Annotated in this window: 19 protein-coding genes; 3 read left to right on the top strand and 16 right to left on the bottom strand. The window is 63.6% G+C overall.

From position 1 onward, the window contains the following. Positions 1 to 13: 13 nt before the first annotated feature. From ACF8R4_RS11685 to ccoN (ACF8R4_RS11625), 13 genes are all read right to left on the bottom strand, one after another. Positions 14 to 697: a sulfite exporter TauE/SafE family protein gene (locus tag ACF8R4_RS11685; RefSeq protein WP_027615219.1), complete on the bottom strand. Its 684-nt coding sequence runs from the start codon at positions 695 to 697 to the stop codon at positions 14 to 16. Continuing rightward, complete coding sequence (gene ccoS, locus ACF8R4_RS11680) at positions 690 to 905, bottom strand: cbb3-type cytochrome oxidase assembly protein CcoS (protein WP_021783040.1); 216 nt, start codon at positions 903 to 905, stop codon at positions 690 to 692. The genes ACF8R4_RS11685 and ccoS overlap by 8 nt, the downstream gene beginning before the upstream one ends. Next, the gene (locus ACF8R4_RS11675; protein WP_060499656.1) at positions 884 to 3,358 is read right to left on the bottom strand and encodes a heavy metal translocating P-type ATPase; all 2,475 of its coding nucleotides are present in this window, start codon (positions 3,356 to 3,358) and stop codon (positions 884 to 886) included. Before ACF8R4_RS11675 ends, ccoS begins: the two co-directional genes overlap by 22 nt. A gap of 193 nt (positions 3,359 to 3,551) precedes the next feature. Beyond that, positions 3,552 to 4,079, bottom strand: a complete 528-nt coding sequence (locus ACF8R4_RS11670; protein ID WP_060499657.1) for a FixH family protein — start codon at positions 4,077 to 4,079, stop codon at positions 3,552 to 3,554. Between the two features lie 15 nt (positions 4,080 to 4,094). Then, positions 4,095 to 5,510, bottom strand: a complete 1,416-nt coding sequence (gene ccoG / locus ACF8R4_RS11665) for a cytochrome c oxidase accessory protein CcoG (protein ID WP_392492442.1) — start codon at positions 5,508 to 5,510, stop codon at positions 4,095 to 4,097. A 320-nt stretch (positions 5,511 to 5,830) separates the two neighbouring features. Next, the gene (ccoP, locus tag ACF8R4_RS11660; protein WP_060499659.1) at positions 5,831 to 6,811 is read right to left on the bottom strand and encodes a cytochrome-c oxidase, cbb3-type subunit III; all 981 of its coding nucleotides are present in this window, start codon (positions 6,809 to 6,811) and stop codon (positions 5,831 to 5,833) included. Continuing rightward, a complete protein-coding gene (locus ACF8R4_RS11655; RefSeq protein WP_003254287.1) occupies positions 6,808 to 6,999 on the bottom strand; it encodes a CcoQ/FixQ family Cbb3-type cytochrome c oxidase assembly chaperone in 192 nt (63 codons plus the stop codon). Before ACF8R4_RS11655 ends, ccoP (ACF8R4_RS11660) begins: the two co-directional genes overlap by 4 nt. Positions 7,000 to 7,004: 5 nt before the next feature. Then, positions 7,005 to 7,613 (bottom strand): cytochrome-c oxidase, cbb3-type subunit II, encoded by a 609-nt coding sequence (gene ccoO, locus ACF8R4_RS11650; RefSeq protein ID WP_016488340.1) that lies wholly within the window; start codon positions 7,611 to 7,613, stop codon positions 7,005 to 7,007. Beyond that, positions 7,613 to 9,055, bottom strand: coding sequence for a cytochrome-c oxidase, cbb3-type subunit I (gene ccoN, locus ACF8R4_RS11645; RefSeq protein WP_003254284.1), 1,443 nt, complete (start codon positions 9,053 to 9,055; stop codon positions 7,613 to 7,615). The genes ccoO (ACF8R4_RS11650) and ccoN (ACF8R4_RS11645) overlap by 1 nt, the downstream gene beginning before the upstream one ends. Before the next feature lie 615 nt (positions 9,056 to 9,670). Beyond that, the gene (ccoP, locus tag ACF8R4_RS11640) at positions 9,671 to 10,612 is read right to left on the bottom strand and encodes a cytochrome-c oxidase, cbb3-type subunit III (protein WP_104834258.1); all 942 of its coding nucleotides are present in this window, start codon (positions 10,610 to 10,612) and stop codon (positions 9,671 to 9,673) included. Beyond that, positions 10,609 to 10,803 (bottom strand): cbb3-type cytochrome c oxidase subunit 3, encoded by a 195-nt coding sequence (locus tag ACF8R4_RS11635; protein WP_016711696.1) that lies wholly within the window; start codon positions 10,801 to 10,803, stop codon positions 10,609 to 10,611. The genes ccoP (ACF8R4_RS11640) and ACF8R4_RS11635 overlap by 4 nt, the downstream gene beginning before the upstream one ends. Positions 10,804 to 10,808: 5 nt before the next feature. Then, positions 10,809 to 11,417, bottom strand: a complete 609-nt coding sequence (gene ccoO / locus ACF8R4_RS11630) for a cytochrome-c oxidase, cbb3-type subunit II (RefSeq protein ID WP_060501205.1) — start codon at positions 11,415 to 11,417, stop codon at positions 10,809 to 10,811. Between the two features lie 13 nt (positions 11,418 to 11,430). Further along, on the bottom strand, positions 11,431 to 12,855 hold the full coding sequence (gene ccoN / locus ACF8R4_RS11625; RefSeq protein WP_016488335.1) for a cytochrome-c oxidase, cbb3-type subunit I: 1,425 nt from the start codon (positions 12,853 to 12,855) through the stop codon (positions 11,431 to 11,433). Positions 12,856 to 12,905: 50 nt separating this feature from the next. Between ccoN (ACF8R4_RS11625) and ACF8R4_RS11620 the strand changes: the two genes are divergently transcribed. Next, positions 12,906 to 13,598, top strand: coding sequence for an alpha/beta family hydrolase (locus tag ACF8R4_RS11620; protein WP_156867828.1), 693 nt, complete (start codon positions 12,906 to 12,908; stop codon positions 13,596 to 13,598). 51 nt (positions 13,599 to 13,649) lie between these two features. Here the strand turns inward: ACF8R4_RS11620 and ACF8R4_RS11615 are convergent, their stop codons facing one another. After that, complete coding sequence (locus ACF8R4_RS11615; protein WP_392492438.1) at positions 13,650 to 13,934, bottom strand: pyrimidine/purine nucleoside phosphorylase; 285 nt, start codon at positions 13,932 to 13,934, stop codon at positions 13,650 to 13,652. 73 nt (positions 13,935 to 14,007) lie between these two features. Continuing rightward, positions 14,008 to 14,559, bottom strand: coding sequence for an exonuclease domain-containing protein (locus ACF8R4_RS11610; protein ID WP_060501198.1), 552 nt, complete (start codon positions 14,557 to 14,559; stop codon positions 14,008 to 14,010). Positions 14,560 to 14,729: 170 nt separating this feature from the next. Between ACF8R4_RS11610 and ACF8R4_RS11605 the strand changes: the two genes are divergently transcribed. Continuing rightward, entirely contained in the window at positions 14,730 to 15,530 is an 801-nt protein-coding gene (locus tag ACF8R4_RS11605) for an ABC transporter substrate-binding protein (RefSeq protein ID WP_060501196.1), read from the top strand. Positions 15,531 to 15,593: 63 nt separating this feature from the next. Further along, the gene (locus ACF8R4_RS11600) at positions 15,594 to 16,607 is read left to right on the top strand and encodes a GNAT family N-acetyltransferase (RefSeq protein ID WP_200928662.1); all 1,014 of its coding nucleotides are present in this window, start codon (positions 15,594 to 15,596) and stop codon (positions 16,605 to 16,607) included. 32 nt (positions 16,608 to 16,639) lie between these two features. On the opposite strand, the gene ACF8R4_RS11595 is transcribed toward ACF8R4_RS11600, so the two are convergent. Continuing rightward, entirely contained in the window at positions 16,640 to 17,170 is a 531-nt protein-coding gene (locus ACF8R4_RS11595) for an RNA polymerase factor sigma-70 (RefSeq protein ID WP_016711688.1), read from the bottom strand. Between the last annotated feature and the right edge of the window lie 314 nt (positions 17,171 to 17,484).

Here is a 17,484-nt window from a genome sequence, read left to right as displayed (position 1 = left end):
CAAAGCGGCCCCATCAATGCCCCATCAGCCAATGCTGGTGCGGCCCGGGCAGGGTCCACACCCCAAACAGCATCACCAACACCCCGCCAGCCACCCGCACACTGCGCCGTCTCAACAAAGCGTTTACCCGCTCTGCTGCCAACCCGGTAGCCAGCAGCACTGGCCACGTCCCCACCCCGAACGCCAGCATCAACGCCGCGCTATACCCGGCGTTGCCCTGGCTGGCCGCCCACAACAGGGTGCTGTACACCAACCCGCACGGCAGCCACCCCCACAGCGCGCCCAGCAACAATGCCCGGGGCAGGCTGGATACCGGCAGCAAGCGCGAAGCGACCGGCTGGATGTGCCGCCACAGCCCCCGGCCCAGCGCTTCGATGCGGGTCAGCCCGCTCCACCAGCCGGCCAGGTACAGCCCCATGGCAATCAGCAGCAGTGCCGCCAGCACCCGCAGTGCCAGTGCTGCCGGGCTGCTGGCCACGGCCCAGCCAGCCAGGCCCAGCAGCAGGCCGGCACAGGCATAGCTGGTAATGCGCCCGAGGTTGTACGCCAGCAGCAGGCGCAAACGCCGGCCACGCTGTTCGGGCGGGATGGCCAGGGTCAGTGCGCCCATCAGGCCGCCGCACATGCCCAGGCAATGGCCGCCGCCAAGCAGGCCAAGGACCAGTGCCGAGCCCAGCAGGGGAAGCAGGTCAGGCACGGGGCGGTGGTTCCTTGTCGGTGTCGGCCGGGGCGTCGTCAGGTTTTACCGCCGCCTGGTGGCGCGGGTCCTGGTCGTCGAAGAGGATGCTATGGGCGGGGCCTTCAAGGTCGTCGTACTGGCCGCTGTCCACCGCCCAGAAGAAGATGTACACGGCCACGCCCACCAGCAGCAAAGCGGCGGGAATCATGACATAGAGGGCGGGCATGGCGACTTCCTCCCGGGCAGGGGTGTTTCGGTGTTCGGCAAGGCCGCTGCCGGGTGCATGCGGGTCAGGCGCAGGGCATTGAGCACCACGATCAGCGAGCTGACCGACATGCCGATGGCGGCCCAAACCGGGGTAATCCAGCCGAGCGCGGCAAACGGCAACATCAGGCCATTATACAGCGATGCCCATAGCAGGTTCTCGAGGATGTTGCGGCGGGTGCGGCGGGCCAGGTCGAAGGCCTGCACCAGTGCCTGAAGGCGGTTGGACAGCAGCACGGCATCGGCGCTGGTCTTGGCAAGATCCGTGGCACTGCCCATGGCGATGCTGATATCGGCGGCGGCCAGTACTGGCACGTCGTTGACCCCGTCACCCAGCATCAGCACCTTGCTTCCGGCTGCCTGCAACGCTTTCAGCCGGTCCAGCTTGTCGTCCGGGCGCAGGCCGCCAATGGCCTGGTCTATACCCAGCTGCGCGGCCACTTCGGCGACCATCGGCGAGCTGTCGCCCGACAGCAGCAGCGTACGCCAGCCCCGGGCCTTGCAGGCGGCGAGCAGGGCAGGCGCATCGTCGCGCAGTCGGTCGTCCAGGCCGAACCAGGCCAGCGGCCCCTGGCGGTCACCCAGCAGCAACCACTGGCCGCGCGGTTCCGGCACGCCGGGGATCTCCGCGCCGCTCAGGGCACAGACGAAGGTGGCCTGGCCAATGCGCAGGCGCTGGCCGTCCACCAGGCCTTCCAGGCCCAGGCCGGGTACGGTCTGCACATCATCCGCGGGTGTGGCGGTGCGGCCAAAGGCGCGGGCGATGGGGTGTTCGGAGCGGTTTTCCAGCGCGGCTGCCAGGGCCAGGCAGCGGTCGGCGGGCAGGCTGCCGAGTGGGCGGATGCTGCGCAGGGTAAGGCGGCCTTCGGTCAGTGTGCCGGTCTTGTCGAAAATCACCGTGTCGATCTGGTTCAGGCCTTCCAGCACATGGCCACGGGTGACCAGCAGGCCGAGCTTGTGCAGGGTGCCGGTGGCGGCGGTCAGCGCCGTTGGCGTGGCCAGGGACAACGCGCAGGGACAGGTGGCTACCAGCATCGCCAGCACGATCCAGAACGCCCGTGCTGGGTCCAGATACCACCACCACAAGCCAATGGCCACGGCGGCCAGCAGCGAGAACAGCAGGAACCACTGCGAGGCCCGGTCGGCGATTTCGGCCAGGCGTGGTTTTTCGGTTTGCGCGCGTTCCAGCAGGCGCACGATGGCCGACAGCCGCGAATCGTGGCCCAGTGCTTCAACCTCCACGTTCAGCGTGCTTTCGACGTTCAGCGTGCCGCCGGTGACCCGTTCGCCCACCCGGCGCGGTTGTGGCAGGTATTCGCCGGTCAGCAGCGATTCATCCACACTGGAGCGGCCTTCGACAATGCGCCCGTCGGCGGGGATCACGGCGCCCGGCAGTACTTGCACCGTGTCGCCGCATTGCAGTTCGCTGAGCAGGATGCGTTCGCTGCGGCCGAGGGCGTCCAGGCGCAGGCACGAGGCCGGCAGCAGGTTGACCAGTTGCGCGGTGGCGGCGGCAGTGCGTTCGCGGGCGCGGCGCTCCAGGTAGCGGCCCGTGAGCAGGAACAGGGCGAACATGCCCACGGTGTCGAAATACAGCTCGCCACTGCCGGTGATGGCGGTCCAGATGCCGGCGCCGAAGGCCAGGCCAATGGCCAGCGATACCGAAACGTCCATGGTCAGGTGGCGGGTGCGCAGGTCGCGTGCTGCGCCTTTGAAGAACGGTGCGCAGCTGTAGAACACGATGGGGATGGTGAGGAACAGCGCCACCCAGCGCAGGATGGTGTGCAGTTCAGGCGACAGGTCGATGTTGAATTCCGGCCAGGTGGCCATGGTTGCCATCATCGCCTGGAACCACAGCAGCCCGGCCACGCCCAGGCGGCGCAGGGCGCTGCGGTTTTCGCGGGCCAGCTGTTCGGCGGCCTGGTCGGGTTGGTAGGGGTGGGCGGCGTAGCCAATCTGGCGCAGCTCGGCCAGCAGGCGCGAGAGCGGCTGTTGCTTGTCGTCCCAGTTCAGCAGCAGACGGTGGTTGGACAGGTTCAGGCGGACTTCGGCGACGCCGGGCAGGTTGCGCAGGTGCTTTTCGATCAGCCAGCCGCAGGCGGCGCAGCTGATGCCTTCGACCAGCAGCGTGGTTTCGGCCAGCTCGCCCTGGTGGCGCACGAAGCTTTGCTGCACGTCGCTACGGTCGTACAGGGCCAGCTCGTCTTGCAGCTGTTTGGGCAAGGCTTCGGGGTTGGCGCTGTTGTCGCTGCGGTGCTGGTAGTAGTGCTCCAGGCCACCGGCAACGATCGACTCGGCCACCGCCTGGCAACCGGGGCAGCAGAACTGCCGAGGCTGGCCAAGGACCACGGCGGTGAAGCGGCTGCCAGCGGGGACGGGCAGGGCGCAGTGGTAGCAGGGGGTGGGCTGGGTCATCACATCATTGCCTTACACATTTCGCGAGCGATACACATTACCTGTGGGAGCGGGCTTGCCCGCGAAGCAGGCGACGCGGTGGATGGCACGGGCTTCGTCCGTGTTCGCGGGCAAGCCCGCTCCCACAGTGATCGCGCCAACTTCTAGTTTTTGTGCAAGACAGTTACTCCCACAAGGGGCGGTGGTGGTGCAGTTATTGGTGTTCAGCACCTTGCAGCGCTTCGTCACCCAGCTGCAAGGTCACCCCATGCTCCACTTTTTCCTCTTCGAACAAGCGCCACACCTGGCCACCTTCGCTCCCCAGCAGCTCAACAAAGCGCCGCCCCTCCACCTTGTCCTCCAGTTGCCCCACATAACGCCCTGCTTCAACCCGGCTCAGCAGCACTCTGCGGTCTTTCTCTGGCTGGGTAGGCGAAATCAGGTTCAGCTCCAGGCTCTGCGGGCCGCTGTTGCCGGTCAGGCGCAGGTCCACTTCGCCGGTGAGCTCGTCCAGGTGCACGCTGGCCTTCAGCCCCAGCTGCTGCGCCAGCAGTTCACGGTCCAGCGAGCGGTTGATGCCCTTGCCGGCCTCGTAGTAGTTGTCGTTCACCAGGTTGTCCGGGTTGTTCACGGCGATACTGACCATGGTCAGGCTCAGGCACACCGAGGTGGTGAGGATGCCGATGATGATCCAGGGCCAGAGGTGCTTGTACCAGGGGCTGGCGGCGGTGGCGACAGGCATTGTGCGTTATCTCTCTTAGCGGATCTGTGGGCCGATGAAACGGCTCTTGGCTTCAACCTGGGCGTCACTGTCGTCGGCGCTTTTAAGGATGAAGGTGATTTCGTTGGTGGTCGAGGGCAGCTTCTCGGGGGCCACCGACAGCTGCACCGGAAGGCTGACGATATCACCGGCAGCCACGCGGATCTCGCGCTGGCCCTCAAGCTTGAGGTCTGGCAGGCCGGCGGCGTCCAGTACGTAGACGTGGTCGCGCTGGTCCTTGTTCATCACCTTCAGGCTGTACACGTTCTCGATCCTGCCCTGGGCGTTCTCGCGGTACAGCACGCGGTCTTTGCTGACGTCGAAGCCGACCAGCGAGCGGGTGGCGAAGGCGGTGGCCAGGCCGATGATCATCACCAGCAGCACCACGGCATAGCCGATCAGGCGCGGGCGCAGCATGTGGGTCTTCTGCCCGGACAGGTTGTGTTCAGTGGTGTAGCTGATAAGCCCTTTGGGGTAGTTCATCTTGTCCATGATGCCGTCACAGGCGTCGATGCACGCGGCGCAGCCAATGCACTCGATCTGCAGGCCGTCACGGATGTCGATGCCGGTAGGGCAGACCTGGACGCACATGGTGCAGTCGATGCAGTCGCCCAGCCCCTGTGCCTTGTAGTCGGCATCCTTTTTACGCGGGCCGCGGGTTTCGCCGCGGCGCGGGTCGTAGGAAACGATCAGTGTGTCCTTGTCGAACATCACGCTCTGGAAGCGGGCGTAGGGGCACATGTAAACGCACACCTGTTCGCGCAGCCAGCCGGCGTTGCCGTAGGTGGCGAGGGTGAAGAACCCGACCCAGAAGTAGGCCCAGCCATCGGCCTGGCCTGTGAAGAATTCGATGACCAGTTCGCGGATGGGCGAGAAATAGCCCACAAAGGTCATGCCGGTGACGAAACCGATCAGCAGCCACAGGCTGTGCTTGGCGAATTTGCGCAGGAACTTGTTGCCGCTCATGGGGGCTTTGTCGAGCTTCATGCGCTGGTTGCGGTCGCCTTCGGTGACTTTTTCGCACCACATGAAAATCCATGTCCACACGCTTTGCGGGCAGGTGTAGCCGCACCACACCCGGCCGGCGAACACGGTGATGAAGAACAGGCCGAAGGCGGCGACGATCAGGATGCCCGACAGTAGGATGAAGTCCTGCGGCCAGATGGTGGCGCCGAAAATGTAGAACTTGCGCTCGGGCAGGTTCCACCATACGGCCTGGTGAGCACCCCAGTTCAGCCATACGGTGCCGAAGTAGAGCAGGAACAACACGGCACCACCGACCATGCGCAGGCGGCGGAACAGGCCGGTGAAGGCGCGGGTGTAGATCTTTTCCCGGGAGGCGTAGAGGTCGACGGAATCCTTCCCTTTGCTGGCAGGCGGGGTGACGTCATGTACCGGAATTTGCTTGCTCATCATCAAGTCCCACGGCAGTGGAGAAACGCCGCGGCCAGTGCGTGCCGGCCGCAGTCTCGCGCAATCTGCTAGCGCTCTACGGCCCATGATACGCCGCTGATGGCGGTATGGGGTCGCACTGCGACCTTTAGTCGCGTTGGGTTTGTGGTGTGAATCGTGTTATAGCGGGTGTCAATTGATCCAGGTCAGTCTGGCGGTGGAAAACCGTTGTCAGTGCTGGCCTCTTCGCGGGCAAGCCCGCTCCCACAAGTACTGCACAGGTCCCGAGGCATGTGCAGGACCTGTGGGAGCGGGCTTGCCCGCGAAGAGGCCAGGCCTGCTTACTCGGTCTTGGCCGGCGCCTGGTCCTGATGCGACAGGCTGTACACATAAGCCGCCAGCAAGTGCACCTTGTCATTACCCTGCAACTGTTCCTGCGCCGGCATCTGCCCCTGGCGACCATAACGGATGGTCTGTTGCAGCTGGGCAAAGCTGGACCCGTAGATGAACGCCTGCGGGTGGGTCAGGTTCGGTGCGCCCATGGCCGGTGTGCCTTTGCCTTCCGGCCCGTGGCAGGCCACGCAGTTGGCGGCGAAGATCTTCTGACCGTTCTCGGCATCGGCCTTGACGCCTTCCGGCAGGGTGCGGCCATCCAGCTTGCTGACCACGAACGCCGCCACGTCGGCCACGCCCTGATCACCGATCACCTCGGCCCAGGCCGGCATCACGCCGTGGCGGCCGCCCATGATGGTGGTCTTGATGGTGTCGGGCTCACCGCCCCAGCGCCAGTCGTTGTCGGTGAGGTTAGGGAAGCCGAAGGCACCCTTGGCGTCGGAACCGTGGCACACCGAGCAGTTGGAGGCGAACAGCCGTGCGCCCATTTTCAGCGCCTGCGGGTCCTTGGCCACGTCCTCGATGGGCATGGCGGCGAACTTGGCGAAGATCGGCCCGAAGCGGGCGTCGGCCTTGGCCATTTCCTTTTCCCACTCGTGCACACCGGTCCAGCCCGGCTGGCCGTTGGAAAACTCGGTCTGCTTTTCGTTGTCCAGGTACGAGTAGCCCGGCAGCACGCCTTTCCAGTTGCCCAGGCCCGGGTACAGCACCAGGTAGCCAAGGGCGAAGATGATGGTGCCGACGAACAGCCAGAACCACCATTTCGGCAGTGGGTTGTCGTACTCCTCGATGCCATCGAAGGCATGCCCGACGGTTTCGTCGGTCACTTCTTCGCGCTGCCCCTTGCGGGTGGACAGCAGCAGCCAGGTCAACGAGAAGATGGTGCCCAGGGTCAGGACGGTAACGTACAGACTCCAGAAGGTTGTCATTGTTGTTTGCTCCCAGAAGCTTTTGCTTGCTCGACGTGCCGGGTGGCCTCGGGGTCATCCGCGAAGGGCAGTTGGGTTGCTTCGTCGAAGTCCTTTTTACGCCGTGGGTTGAACACCCACAGCGCCAGGCCCACGAAGGCCACCATCACCACGACGGTGCCCAGGCCGCGAATCATCCCGATATCCATCAGCGTCACCGTTTGCTTTTGATGATGGTGCCAAGACCCTGCAGGTACGCGACGATAGCGTCCATTTCGGTCTTGCCCTTGACCGCGTCACGCGCGCCGGCTATGTCGGCGTCGGTGTACGGGGTGCCGAGTGTGCGCAGCACTTCCAGTTTTTTCGCGGTGTCCTTGCCGTCGAGCTTGTTCTCGACCAGCCACGGGTAGGACGGCATCTTTGACTCCGGTACCACGTTGCGCGGGTTGTACAGGTGCGCGCGGTGCCAGTCATCGGAGTAGCGGCCACCCACGCGGGCCAGGTCCGGCCCGGTACGCTTGGAGCCCCACAGGAACGGGTGGTCCCACACGCTTTCGCCGGCTACCGAGTAGTGGCCGTAGCGCTCGGTTTCGGCGCGGAACGGGCGGATCATCTGCGAGTGGCAGCCCACGCAACCTTCGCGGATGTAGATGTCGCGGCCTTCCACTTCCAGCGCGGTGCGCGGCTTCATGCCTTCAACGGGTTTGTTGGTGACGTCCTGGAAAAACAGCGGGACGATCTGGGTCAGGCCACCGACGCTCACGGCGATGACCATGAAGAAGGCCAGCAGGCCTATGTTCTTCTCGACGGCTTCATGCTTCATCAGTGCGCTCCCACAACGACGATCTTGGCGGCTTCCTCGGCCTGTGCCGGGTTGGCGGCACGTACGGTACGGAACACGTTGTAGGCCATCAGCAGCATGCCGCTGGCGAAGAACGCACCGCCCAGGGCGCGGACGATATAGCCAGGGTGGCTGGCCTGCAGGGCTTCGACGAAGGAGTAGGTGAGGGTGCCGTCATCGTTGATGGCGCGCCACATCAGGCCTTGGGTGATGCCGTTGACCCACATCGAGGCGATGTACAGCACGGTACCGATGGTGGCGAGCCAGAAGTGCGCGTTGATCAGGCCGATGCTGTGCATCTGCTCGCGGCCGTAGAGTTTCGGGATCATGTGGTACACGGCACCGATCGAGATCATGGCCACCCAGCCGAGGGCGCCGGCGTGGACGTGGCCGATGGTCCAGTCGGTGTAGTGCGACAGTGAGTTCACGGTCTTGATGGCCATCATCGGGCCTTCGAAGGTGGACATGCCGTAGAACGCCAGCGAAACGACCAAAAAGCGCAGGATCGGGTCGGTGCGCAGTTTGTGCCAGGCGCCCGACAGGGTCATCATGCCGTTGATCATGCCGCCCCAGCTTGGCGCCAGCAGGATGATCGACATCACCATGCCCAGCGACTGTGCCCAGTCAGGCAGGGCGGTGTAGTGCAGGTGGTGAGGGCCGGCCCAGATGTACAGGGTGATCAGCGCCCAGAAGTGGACGATCGACAGGCGATACGAGTAGATCGGCCGCTCGGCCTGCTTGGGCACGAAGTAGTACATCATCCCCAGGAAGCCGGTGGTGAGGAAGAAGCCCACGGCGTTGTGGCCGTACCACCACTGGATCATCGCGTCGGTGGCGCCGGAGTACGCCGAGTACGACTTGAACAGGCTCACTGGCAGCGAGATGTGGTTGACGATGTGCAGCATCGCGGTCACCACGATGAAGGCGCCGTAGAACCAGTTGCCGACATAGATGTGCTTGGTCTTGCGCTTGACGATGGTGCCGAAGAACACCAACCCGTAGGTCACCCAGACGATGGCCAGCAGGATCGCCAGCGGCCATTCGAGCTCGGCGTACTCCTTGGTGGTGGTATAGCCCATCGGCAGGGTGATCAGCGCGCCGACGATCACCGCCTGCCAACCCCAGAAGGTGAAGGCCGCCATGCTGTCGGAGATCAGCCGGGTCTGGCAGGTGCGCTGCACCACGTAGTAGCTGGTGCCGAACAGCGCGCAGCCCCCGAAGGCGAAGATCACCAGGTTGGTGTGCAGCGGGCGCAGGCGGCCGAAGCTGGTCCAGGGCAGGTCCAGATTCAGTTGCGGCCATACCAGCTGCGAGGCGATGAAGACGCCGAGGCCCATGCCAAGGATCCCCCAGACCACCGTCATGATGGCGAACTGGCGGACGACCTTATAGTTATAAGCAGTCGGACTGATTGCTGTGCTCATGCTAAGGTTCCACGGTTTTAATGTTCTTGTTGGTCGAAAAATCGGCGCCAGTATTGATAACCATCAGGGTTACCGCAACGCAACTTTGGTACGCCGACCCGTGTCCGAGCCCGTTCGCTGATGTCCCGCAGCGATCGGGTCCGGACGATTGTACACAAATAAATATTTGTAATGTGTACCGTTTTTCATCTTTTTCTGATCGATCGGTCAGGCTTTTTATCGGGACGGCGACAGGCTATGCGCCGCGTCTGCATCGGTCCTTTCGGAGCGAAGCCCACTGAGGCAACAAGCTTAGTTCTGTTCGGAGGGGGTGCAAGGAGGGGGTAGGGTGGGGGTAAGGCTTTCGTGTTGTGGTGGGGCGGATATCGAGCGCCGCCCGCGCGGCGCATCGCGAGCTGCGCTCGCTCCTACGTTTGCTTCGGGCCAGTAACGCCTGTTACAGGCGCGCGCGACCGCCTTGTTTGTACGACCCGATATTACGCCATGCGCCAAGGCGTTCGCGCGCAAATCCCCCAGGAATAATTGGCCCGAAACAGACGTAGGAGCGAGCGCAGCTCGCGATGCGCCGCGCGGGCGGCGCTCGGTCTTACAGGCGCCGAATCCCTCTCGGCGAACTCATTTGGCGGTCACAGTTTCAGCAGCGCCATCCTGCGACAGGCTATACACATAAGCCGCCAGCAGGTGCACCTTGTCGTTGCCCTGGATCTCGGCCTGCGCCGGCATCTGCCCTTGGCGACCATAACGAATGGTCTGCTGCAACTGGGCAAAGCTCGACCCATAGATGAACGCCTGCGGGTGGGTCAGGTCTGGCGCGCCCATGGCGGGAGTGCCTTTGCCTTCCGGTCCGTGGCAGGCCACGCAGTTGCCGGCGAAGATCTCCTTGCCCTTGGCCGGGTCGGCCTTGGCGCCTTCCGGCAGGGTGCGGCCGTCCATGCTGGTCAGCACGTACGCGGCCACATCGGCCACACCCTGCTCGCCGATCACCTCGGCCCAGGCCGGCATCACACCATGGCGGCCGTTCATGATCGACGCCTTGATGGTTTCCGCATCGCCGCCCCAGCGCCAGTCCTTGTCGGTGAGGTTGGGGAAGCCGAAGGCACCCTTGGCGTCCGAGCCATGGCACACCGAGCAGTTGGAGGCAAACAGGCGGCCACCCATTTTCAGCGCTTGCGGGTCTTTGGCGACTTCTTCCACGGGCATGGCAGCGTACTTGGCGAAGATCGGGCCGAATTTGGCATCGGCCCTGTCCATTTCCTTCTGCCATTCGTTGGCGCCAGTCCAGCCGTTTTCATAACCCGGCAAGATGCCTTTCCAGTTGCCCAGGCCCGGGTAGAGGATCAGGTAGCCGACCGAGAACACCAAGGTGCCGACGAACAGCCAGAACCACCACTTGGGCAGCGGGTTGTCGTACTCCTCGATGCCGTCGAAGCTGTGGCCCATGGTCTGGTCGGTGGTGTTCTTGCTCTCGCCCTTGCGGGTGGCGAGCAACAGCCAGGTCAGGCCAATCAGGCTACCGATGGTTAGTACGCTGATGTACGTACTCCAGAAGGTGGTCATTGCCCGTTACTCCTTTTTGCAGCAGGTTCCTGCCCGGCAGGGGGCAGGCGGTCGTCGACGAAGGGCAGCAGGCGCGCTTCGGCGAAATCACGGTCGCGGCGGCGGTTGAATACCCACAGCGAGAGGCCGATGAAGGCGATCATCACCACCAGGGTGCCCAGGCCGCGGATCATGCCGATGTCCAGTTCCATCGCACTCACCTCTTGTTCTTGATCGCGGTGCCGAGCACCTGCAGGTAGGCGACCAGCGCGTCCATCTCGGTCTTGCCCTTGACCGCGTCGCGGGCGCCGGCAATGTCGTCGTCGGAGTACGGCACGCCCAGGGTGCGCAGGGTGCGCATCTTGGTGTCGGTGTGGCTGTTGTCGACCTGCTGGGCGACCAGCCACGGGTACGACGGCATCTTCGACTCCGGTACCACGTTGCGGGGGTTGTACAGGTGCGCGCGGTGCCAGTCGTCCGAGTAGCGGCCGCCCACGCGGGCCAGGTCTGGCCCGGTGCGCTTGGAGCCCCACAGGAACGGGTGGTCCCATACGCTTTCACCGGCTACCGAGTAGTGGCCGTAGCGCTCGGTTTCGGCGCGGAACGGGCGGATCATCTGCGAGTGGCAGCCCACGCAGCCTTCGCGGATGTAGATATCGCGGCCTTCCAGCTGCAGCGCGGTGTAGGGCTTCATGCCTTCCACCGGCTTGTTGGTGACGTCCTGGAAGAACAGCGGGACGATCTGGGTCAGGCCGCCGATGCTGACGGCGAACACCATCAGCAGGGCCATCAGGCCGACGTTTTTCTCGATGACTTCATGTTTCATCAGGCGTTTCTCCTCAAGCCAACTGGGCGTTCGCAGGGGCGACATCAAGCGCTGGCGAACGCACGGTGCGCCAGGTGTTCCAGGCCATCAGGAACATGCCGCTGAGGAAGATCGCGCCGCCGACGAAGCGCACGACAAAGCCTGGGTGGCTGGCCACCAGGGTTTCCACGAACGAGTACGTGAGCGTGCCGTCGCTGTTGACCGCGCGCCACATCAGGCCCTGGGCGATGCCGTTGACCCACATCGAGGCGATGTACAGCACGGTGCCGATGGTGGCCAGCCAGAAGTGCGCGTTGATCAGGCCGAGGCTGTACATGCGCTCTTTGCCGAACACTTTCGGGATGGTGTGGTACAGCGCGCCGATCGAGATCATCGCCACCCAGCCGAGGGCGCCGGCGTGCACGTGGCCGATGGTCCAGTCGGTGTAGTGGGACAGGGCGTTGACCGTCTTGATGGCCATCATCGGGCCTTCGAAGGTGGACATGCCGTAGAACGCCAGCGAAACGACCAAAAAGCGCAGGATCGGGTCGCTGCGCAGTTTGTGCCAGGCGCCCGACAGGGTCATCATGCCGTTGATCATGCCGCCCCAGCTCGGTGCCAGCAGGATCAGCGACATCACCATGCCCAGCGATTGCGCCCAGTCGGGCAGGGCGGTGTAGTGCAGGTGGTGCGGGCCGGCCCAGATGTACAGTGTGATCAGCGCCCAGAAGTGCACGATCGACAGGCGATAGGAATACACCGGGCGTTCGGCCTGCTTGGGCACGTAGTAGTACATCATCCCCAGGAAGCCCGCAGTCAGGAAGAAACCTACCGCGTTGTGGCCGTACCACCACTGCACCATGGCATCGGTAGCGCCGGCGTATACCGAATACGACTTGGTCAGGCTGACTGGCAGTTCCAGGTTGTTGACGATGTGCAGCAGCGCCACGGTCAGGATGAAGGCCCCGAAGAACCAGTTACCCACGTAGATGTGTTTGGTGTTGCGCTTCATCAGCGTGCCGAAGAACACGATGGCGTAGGCCACCCAGACGATGGTGATCAGGATGTCGATCGGCCATTCCAGTTCGGCGTATTCCTTGGAGCTGGTGTAGCCCAGCGGCAGGCTGATGGCCGCCAGCAGGATCACCAGTTGCCAGCCCCAGAAGGTGAACGCGGCCAGGCCCGGTGCGAACAGGGTGGTCTGGCAGGTGCGTTGCACCGAATAATAGGAGGTGGCGAACAGCGCGCAGCCGCCGAAAGCGAAGATCACCGCATTGGTATGCAGGGGGCGCAGGCGGCCGAAGCTGGTCCAGGGGAGGTCGAAGTTGAGGGAAGGCCAGGCGAGCTGGGCGGCGATGAAGACGCCGAGCCCCATCCCGACGATTCCCCACACCACCGTCATGATGGCGAATTGGCGGACCACCTTGTAGTTATAGGCGGTACTGCTGGTTGTGTTCATGTATGGGTTCCCATCCACGGTTATTTGGCAGGCTTTACAGCGAGGCAAGCATGATTAATGGGCAAAGTGCCGGTATTGACGGGGATCAATGGGCGAAGGTCGGAAATGTCCCAGGCTTGCGCTGCGATCCTCCACAGGTTCAGGGTAAGGACGGCTACAAGGGCTGCCTGATCCTGGCCCACGGCGCAGGTGCGCCGATGGACAGCGGGTTCATGGACGAAATGGCGCAAAGGCTTGCGGCGCTTGGGGTGGCGGTCGTGCGCTTCGAGTTCCCGTACATGGCCGAGCGCAGGGTTACCGGTGGCAAGCGGCCGCCGAACCCGCAGAAGGTGTTACTGGAATGCTGGCGCGAGGTGTACCGGCAGGTGCGACCTTTGGTCGCGGGCAGGTTGGCGGTGGGTGGCAAGTCCATGGGTGGGCGCATGGCCAGCCTGCTGGCCGACGAACTGGGTGCGGATGCACTGGTGTGCCTGGGCTATCCCTTTTACGCGGTGGGTAAACCTGAGAAGCCGCGCGTGGAGCACCTGACCGGGTTGAAAACACCGACGTTGATCGTGCAGGGCGAGCGCGATGCGCTGGGCAACCGTGAGGCGGTGGCAGGGTATGCGTTGTCGCCGTCGATCGAAGTGAGCTGGCTAGTGGCGGGGGACCATGACCTGAAGCCGTTGAAGGCTTCGGGGTTCAGCCATGAGCAGCATTTGCAGACGGCGGCTGAAAAGGTTGCGGCATTCCTGAAGGGTTAGTGCTGGATTCTTCGCGGGCGAGCCCGCGAAGAGGCCGGAACGGGCTACCGCTTAGTCGCGGTACTCGCACAGGTAAGCGGTATCCACTTTCACCTGCAGCTGGAACTTGCTGTCAGCCGGTACATTGAACTTGTCGCCCGCCTTGAAGGTTTCCCAGTTGTCGCTGCCTGGCAGCTTCACGGTCAGCGCACCCGACACCACATGCATGATCTCGCGTTTGGCGGTACCGAACTCGTATTCGCCCGGGGCCATCACGCCGACAGTGGCCGGGCCTTCTTCGCCCTTGAATGCGATCGACTTGACGGTGCCGTTGAAGTACTCGTTGACCTGGAACATGGGCGACTCCTGAACAGGGTGATGAAAAATGGCTGGCCAGTATGCCCAAGCCCATTGCCTGCGTCATCTGCTTTCAGGGGCCATTGGCGGGGAGCGTCAGCGGCAGCAACCGCGCCGTATTGCGCGCGTCTTCCAGCGCCCTGTGCTGCTGCCCGCAAAAGTGCATGCCGGCCAGTTGCAAGGCCCCGTTTAAACCCGTGGGGCGTTGCAGGTGACGGGCTTTGGCAAAGCGTTGTTTGAGGTTGATGTGCGGCAGGGTGCGCAGCAGACTGTCGAGCCCGTGCTGCTGCCATTCCTGGTGCAGTTGCTGGCGGTCGTAGTCGCCCCAGCTGACCCAGGCCTGAAGCTGCCCACGGTGGTGCCCGAGCCAGCGCTCGAAGCTTGCCCACACCTCGTGAAACGGTGCGGCGCCGTCCACGCTGGCCTGGCTGATGTGCGTCAGCTCACGGCAGAACGGGGTAAGCTGCGGACGCCGCCGTGGCCGCACAAAACGCTGGAAGTGGTCAACCTCGCGGCCTTCGCGGGTGACCAGGCTTGCGCCGATTTCAATGATTTCCATCTCTGTGACCGGCCACCCACCATCGTCGGTGGTGGCTTCCAGGTCGATCACCAACCAATGGCCCATACCAGGCTCCCTTGCAGATCCTGCTAGAGCGTAGCCAATGTCGGGGCATACGGCACCCTATGGCATTTTGCCGCCTGCTTTGGCACAAAGATGGGAACCGGCAGTTGTGCCGTCAAGGGAAAACGCCTAGCTTAGACGGACCCAGGCATGAACCGTGATGAGTGTCCGTCTTGACTCCAGCGCCCGGCCTCAAGGCCCTGTCCTCCCTGATGCTGCTGGCCGTGTACTGGCTGGCGGTGCCGGCATGGGCCGCAGATGCCGTCGAGGTGAAGATCGGCGCTGCGCACTTCCCGCCTTACACGGTGCGCCCCGAACAGGGGGCCGACACCGGCCTGCTGCCGCAATTGGTCGACGCGCTCAACCGCTTGCAACAGGCTTACCACTTCGTCCTGGTGCCCACGTCCATCCAGCGGCGTTTTGGTGACTTCCAGCAGGGCCGCACCGACATGGCCATTTTCGAGAACCCGCAATGGGGCTGGGAGCAGATTGCCCACCAGACCGTGGACATGGGCCTGGAAGATGCCGAAGTGTTCGTCGCCCGCCAGGCCAATGGCCGTGACCCGCATTACTTCGACGACCTGCGCGGCAAACGCCTGGCCTTGTTCAACGGCTACCATTACGCGTTCGCCCGCTTCAACCCCGACCCGGACTACCTGCGCAAGGCGTACAACGCGACCCTGACCTACTCCCATGACAGCAACCTGCTGATGGTGCAGGCCGGCCGCGCCGACATCGCCCTGGTCACGCGCTCCTACCTCAGTGACTTCATGGCGCGCAACCCGGCCAGCAAGGCGCAGCTTGTGCCCTCGCAGCGCATTGATCAGGTGTATCACCACTACGCCTTGCTGCGCCCGGGGGCGCCTATCGGCCAGCAGTCGTTCGCCGGCCTGCTGCGAGACCTGCGTGACAGCGGTGAGCTGGCCCGGATCTTCGAGCCTTACCGTATCACCGTCTTGGCCCCGAAAGACTAAATTCACGCGCCACGGCAACGTTCTCAGCAGTGAGCCTTTTCTTCATTTTCGTGAGTCAAGCCCATGCCGTTCGATGCCGCTTCGCAGCCCCCGTCACCGCCACGCTGGCGCCACCTCAGTGCCGAGGAGGGGGGCGGCTGGCTGAGCCTTACCCTTGAAGGCCAACCGTTGATCCAGGTGCGCCTGGAGGCCGGTGCCGCCTTGCATGTTCACCTGGACCGTCTTTGCCCCGAGCGCCCGTACCAGGCCTTGTGGGCTGCCTGCTACTGGTTGCTGTCTCGAGACACGGCCTGCCAGCGCCTGGTCTGGCACTTGCCCGAGCCACAGCCTCAGGCGCTGGCCTGTGGTTTGCTGCGGGTGGGCGAGCAGCCTGGCCAATACCTGTGCGAGCGGGCGTTGTTCTGGCAGTTGCCACAGCCTTGGCTGGGGGAGTCGATGGCGGCGGTGTACCCGCAGCAGATGCAGATCAGCAACGGCAAACGCCACCCACGCCGCGCACCCAAGCCGCGTGGTGAGGTGTACCGGCGCTTCGATGCGCGCCTGGGAAGCTGGGTGTCGTTGCGCACCCTTGAGATCGAGCACGACCTGGAGCGTTTCAACCGCTGGCAGAACAACCCACGGGTAGAGGCGTTCTGGCAGGAGGGCGGTACGCTGGCGCAGCACCGCGAATACCTGGACAAACTCGAAGCCGACCCGCACACCCTGACGCTGATCGGCTGCTTCGATGATGAGCCGTTTGCCTACTTCGAGGCGTACTGGGCCAAGGAAGACCGTATTGCACCGTTTTACCCGGCCGATGATTACGACCGTGGCATCCACATGCTGGTAGGGGAAGAGAGCCATCGCGGGCCACACAAGGTCGCCAGCTGGCTGTCGGCGCTGGTGCACTACCTGTTTCTGGATGACCCGCGTACCCAACGGGTGGTGGCCGAGCCGCGTGCCGACAACGGCAAGATGATCGGCTACATGCAGGACCAGTGCTTCCATTGTGACAAGGAGTTCGACTTCCCGCACAAGCGGGCGGCGTTGATGATTCTGGGGCGGGAGCGCTTCTTCGATCGCTGCAGATTGGCTTGAGGGTCATGGGGCCGCTTAGCGGCCCCGTAAGATCAACCTTGGCGATTGGCCGTCTTGCGGCAATGCACCAGTGCATCACGGATCATGAAGTTGACCAGTGTCGGCGACACGCCCAGCTCCTTGGCGATGTCCTTCTGCGGCACGCCGTGCAAGCGGTACATCTCGAAGGCGTAGCGGGTGCGCTGCGGCAGCTCGTTCAGTGCCTCGGCAATGTCATCCAGCGCAGCGAGGTTGATGTGCGTGGCTTCGGGCGAGGCGTTCTGGATGACCACATTCAGGCCTTCCTCCTCGCTGCCGGAGTATTTCAGCTCCATCGCCTGCTTGCGGTAATGGTCGATCGCCAGGTTGCGCACGATCTGGAACAGGTAGCTGAGCTGCGCCTTGAACGACGATGTGATCTGCGGGGCGGCGCTGAGCCGGAAGAAGGCGTCCTGCACCACATCTTCGGCGCGCGAGCGGCAGCCGGTAATGCGCGCAGCGATCTTGACCAGGATGCTGCGGTTGTCGACGAAGGCCTGCAGTAATGGTGAATCGCACTTACTTGTGGATAGTTGTTCCGCCATGGAAATCACCTTGTCACAGAGGGGAAAGGAGGCACCCAAGGCTGGGAAGCTTCCTACGACGTGCGACAAGCTATTCAGAATGATAATGGTTGTCAAATGCGAAACGTAATTAGTATCTGTATTTTTCAGTTCTAAGGCCGCGCGTCTCTGTCTCAGGAATAACTGGCCCGAAACAAATGTGGGAGGCGGCTTGCCGGCGATGCGCCGCGCGGGCGGCGCTCGATCTCCCAGGCGTCACACCTCTCAAGACATGACCCGTTAATTTCTGCCCCTGCCCATCCGTTCCCCTGTGTACATCCTTGGTCGCCATTCGC

Source organism: Pseudomonas sp. FYR_2 (assembly GCF_043106425.1).
GTDB lineage: Bacteria > Pseudomonadota > Gammaproteobacteria > Pseudomonadales > Pseudomonadaceae > Aquipseudomonas > Aquipseudomonas monteilii.
This window is presented reverse-complemented; position numbering and strand designations above follow the sequence as displayed.

Bases quoted from the DNA above. Each gene is read 5' to 3' on its own strand.
- ccoS (WP_021783040.1), bottom strand. From the start codon at position 905: ATGCCCGCCCTCTATGTCATGATTCCCGCCGCTTTGCTGCTGGTGGGC.
- ACF8R4_RS11675 (WP_060499656.1), bottom strand. From the start codon at position 3,358: ATGACCCAGCCCACCCCCTGCTACCACTGCGCCCTGCCCGTCCCCGCT.
- ACF8R4_RS11670 (WP_060499657.1), bottom strand. From the start codon at position 4,079: ATGCCTGTCGCCACCGCCGCCAGCCCCTGGTACAAGCACCTCTGGCCC.
- ccoG (WP_392492442.1), bottom strand. From the start codon at position 5,510: ATGAGCAAGCAAATTCCGGTACATGACGTCACCCCGCCTGCCAGCAAA.
- ccoP (WP_060499659.1), bottom strand. From the start codon at position 6,811: ATGACAACCTTCTGGAGTCTGTACGTTACCGTCCTGACCCTGGGCACC.
- ACF8R4_RS11655 (WP_003254287.1), bottom strand. From the start codon at position 6,999: ATGGATATCGGGATGATTCGCGGCCTGGGCACCGTCGTGGTGATGGTG.
- ccoO (WP_016488340.1), bottom strand. From the start codon at position 7,613: ATGAAGCATGAAGCCGTCGAGAAGAACATAGGCCTGCTGGCCTTCTTC.
- ccoN (WP_003254284.1), bottom strand. From the start codon at position 9,055: ATGAGCACAGCAATCAGTCCGACTGCTTATAACTATAAGGTCGTCCGC.
- ccoP (WP_104834258.1), bottom strand. From the start codon at position 10,612: ATGACCACCTTCTGGAGTACGTACATCAGCGTACTAACCATCGGTAGC.
- ACF8R4_RS11635 (WP_016711696.1), bottom strand. From the start codon at position 10,803: ATGGAACTGGACATCGGCATGATCCGCGGCCTGGGCACCCTGGTGGTG.
- ccoO (WP_060501205.1), bottom strand. From the start codon at position 11,417: ATGAAACATGAAGTCATCGAGAAAAACGTCGGCCTGATGGCCCTGCTG.
- ccoN (WP_016488335.1), bottom strand. From the start codon at position 12,855: ATGAACACAACCAGCAGTACCGCCTATAACTACAAGGTGGTCCGCCAA.
- ACF8R4_RS11620 (WP_156867828.1), top strand. From the start codon at position 12,906: ATGATTAATGGGCAAAGTGCCGGTATTGACGGGGATCAATGGGCGAAG.
- ACF8R4_RS11615 (WP_392492438.1), bottom strand. From the start codon at position 13,934: ATGTTCCAGGTCAACGAGTACTTCAACGGCACCGTCAAGTCGATCGCA.
- ACF8R4_RS11610 (WP_060501198.1), bottom strand. From the start codon at position 14,559: ATGGGCCATTGGTTGGTGATCGACCTGGAAGCCACCACCGACGATGGT.
- ACF8R4_RS11600 (WP_200928662.1), top strand. From the start codon at position 15,594: ATGCCGTTCGATGCCGCTTCGCAGCCCCCGTCACCGCCACGCTGGCGC.
- ACF8R4_RS11595 (WP_016711688.1), bottom strand. From the start codon at position 17,170: ATGGCGGAACAACTATCCACAAGTAAGTGCGATTCACCATTACTGCAG.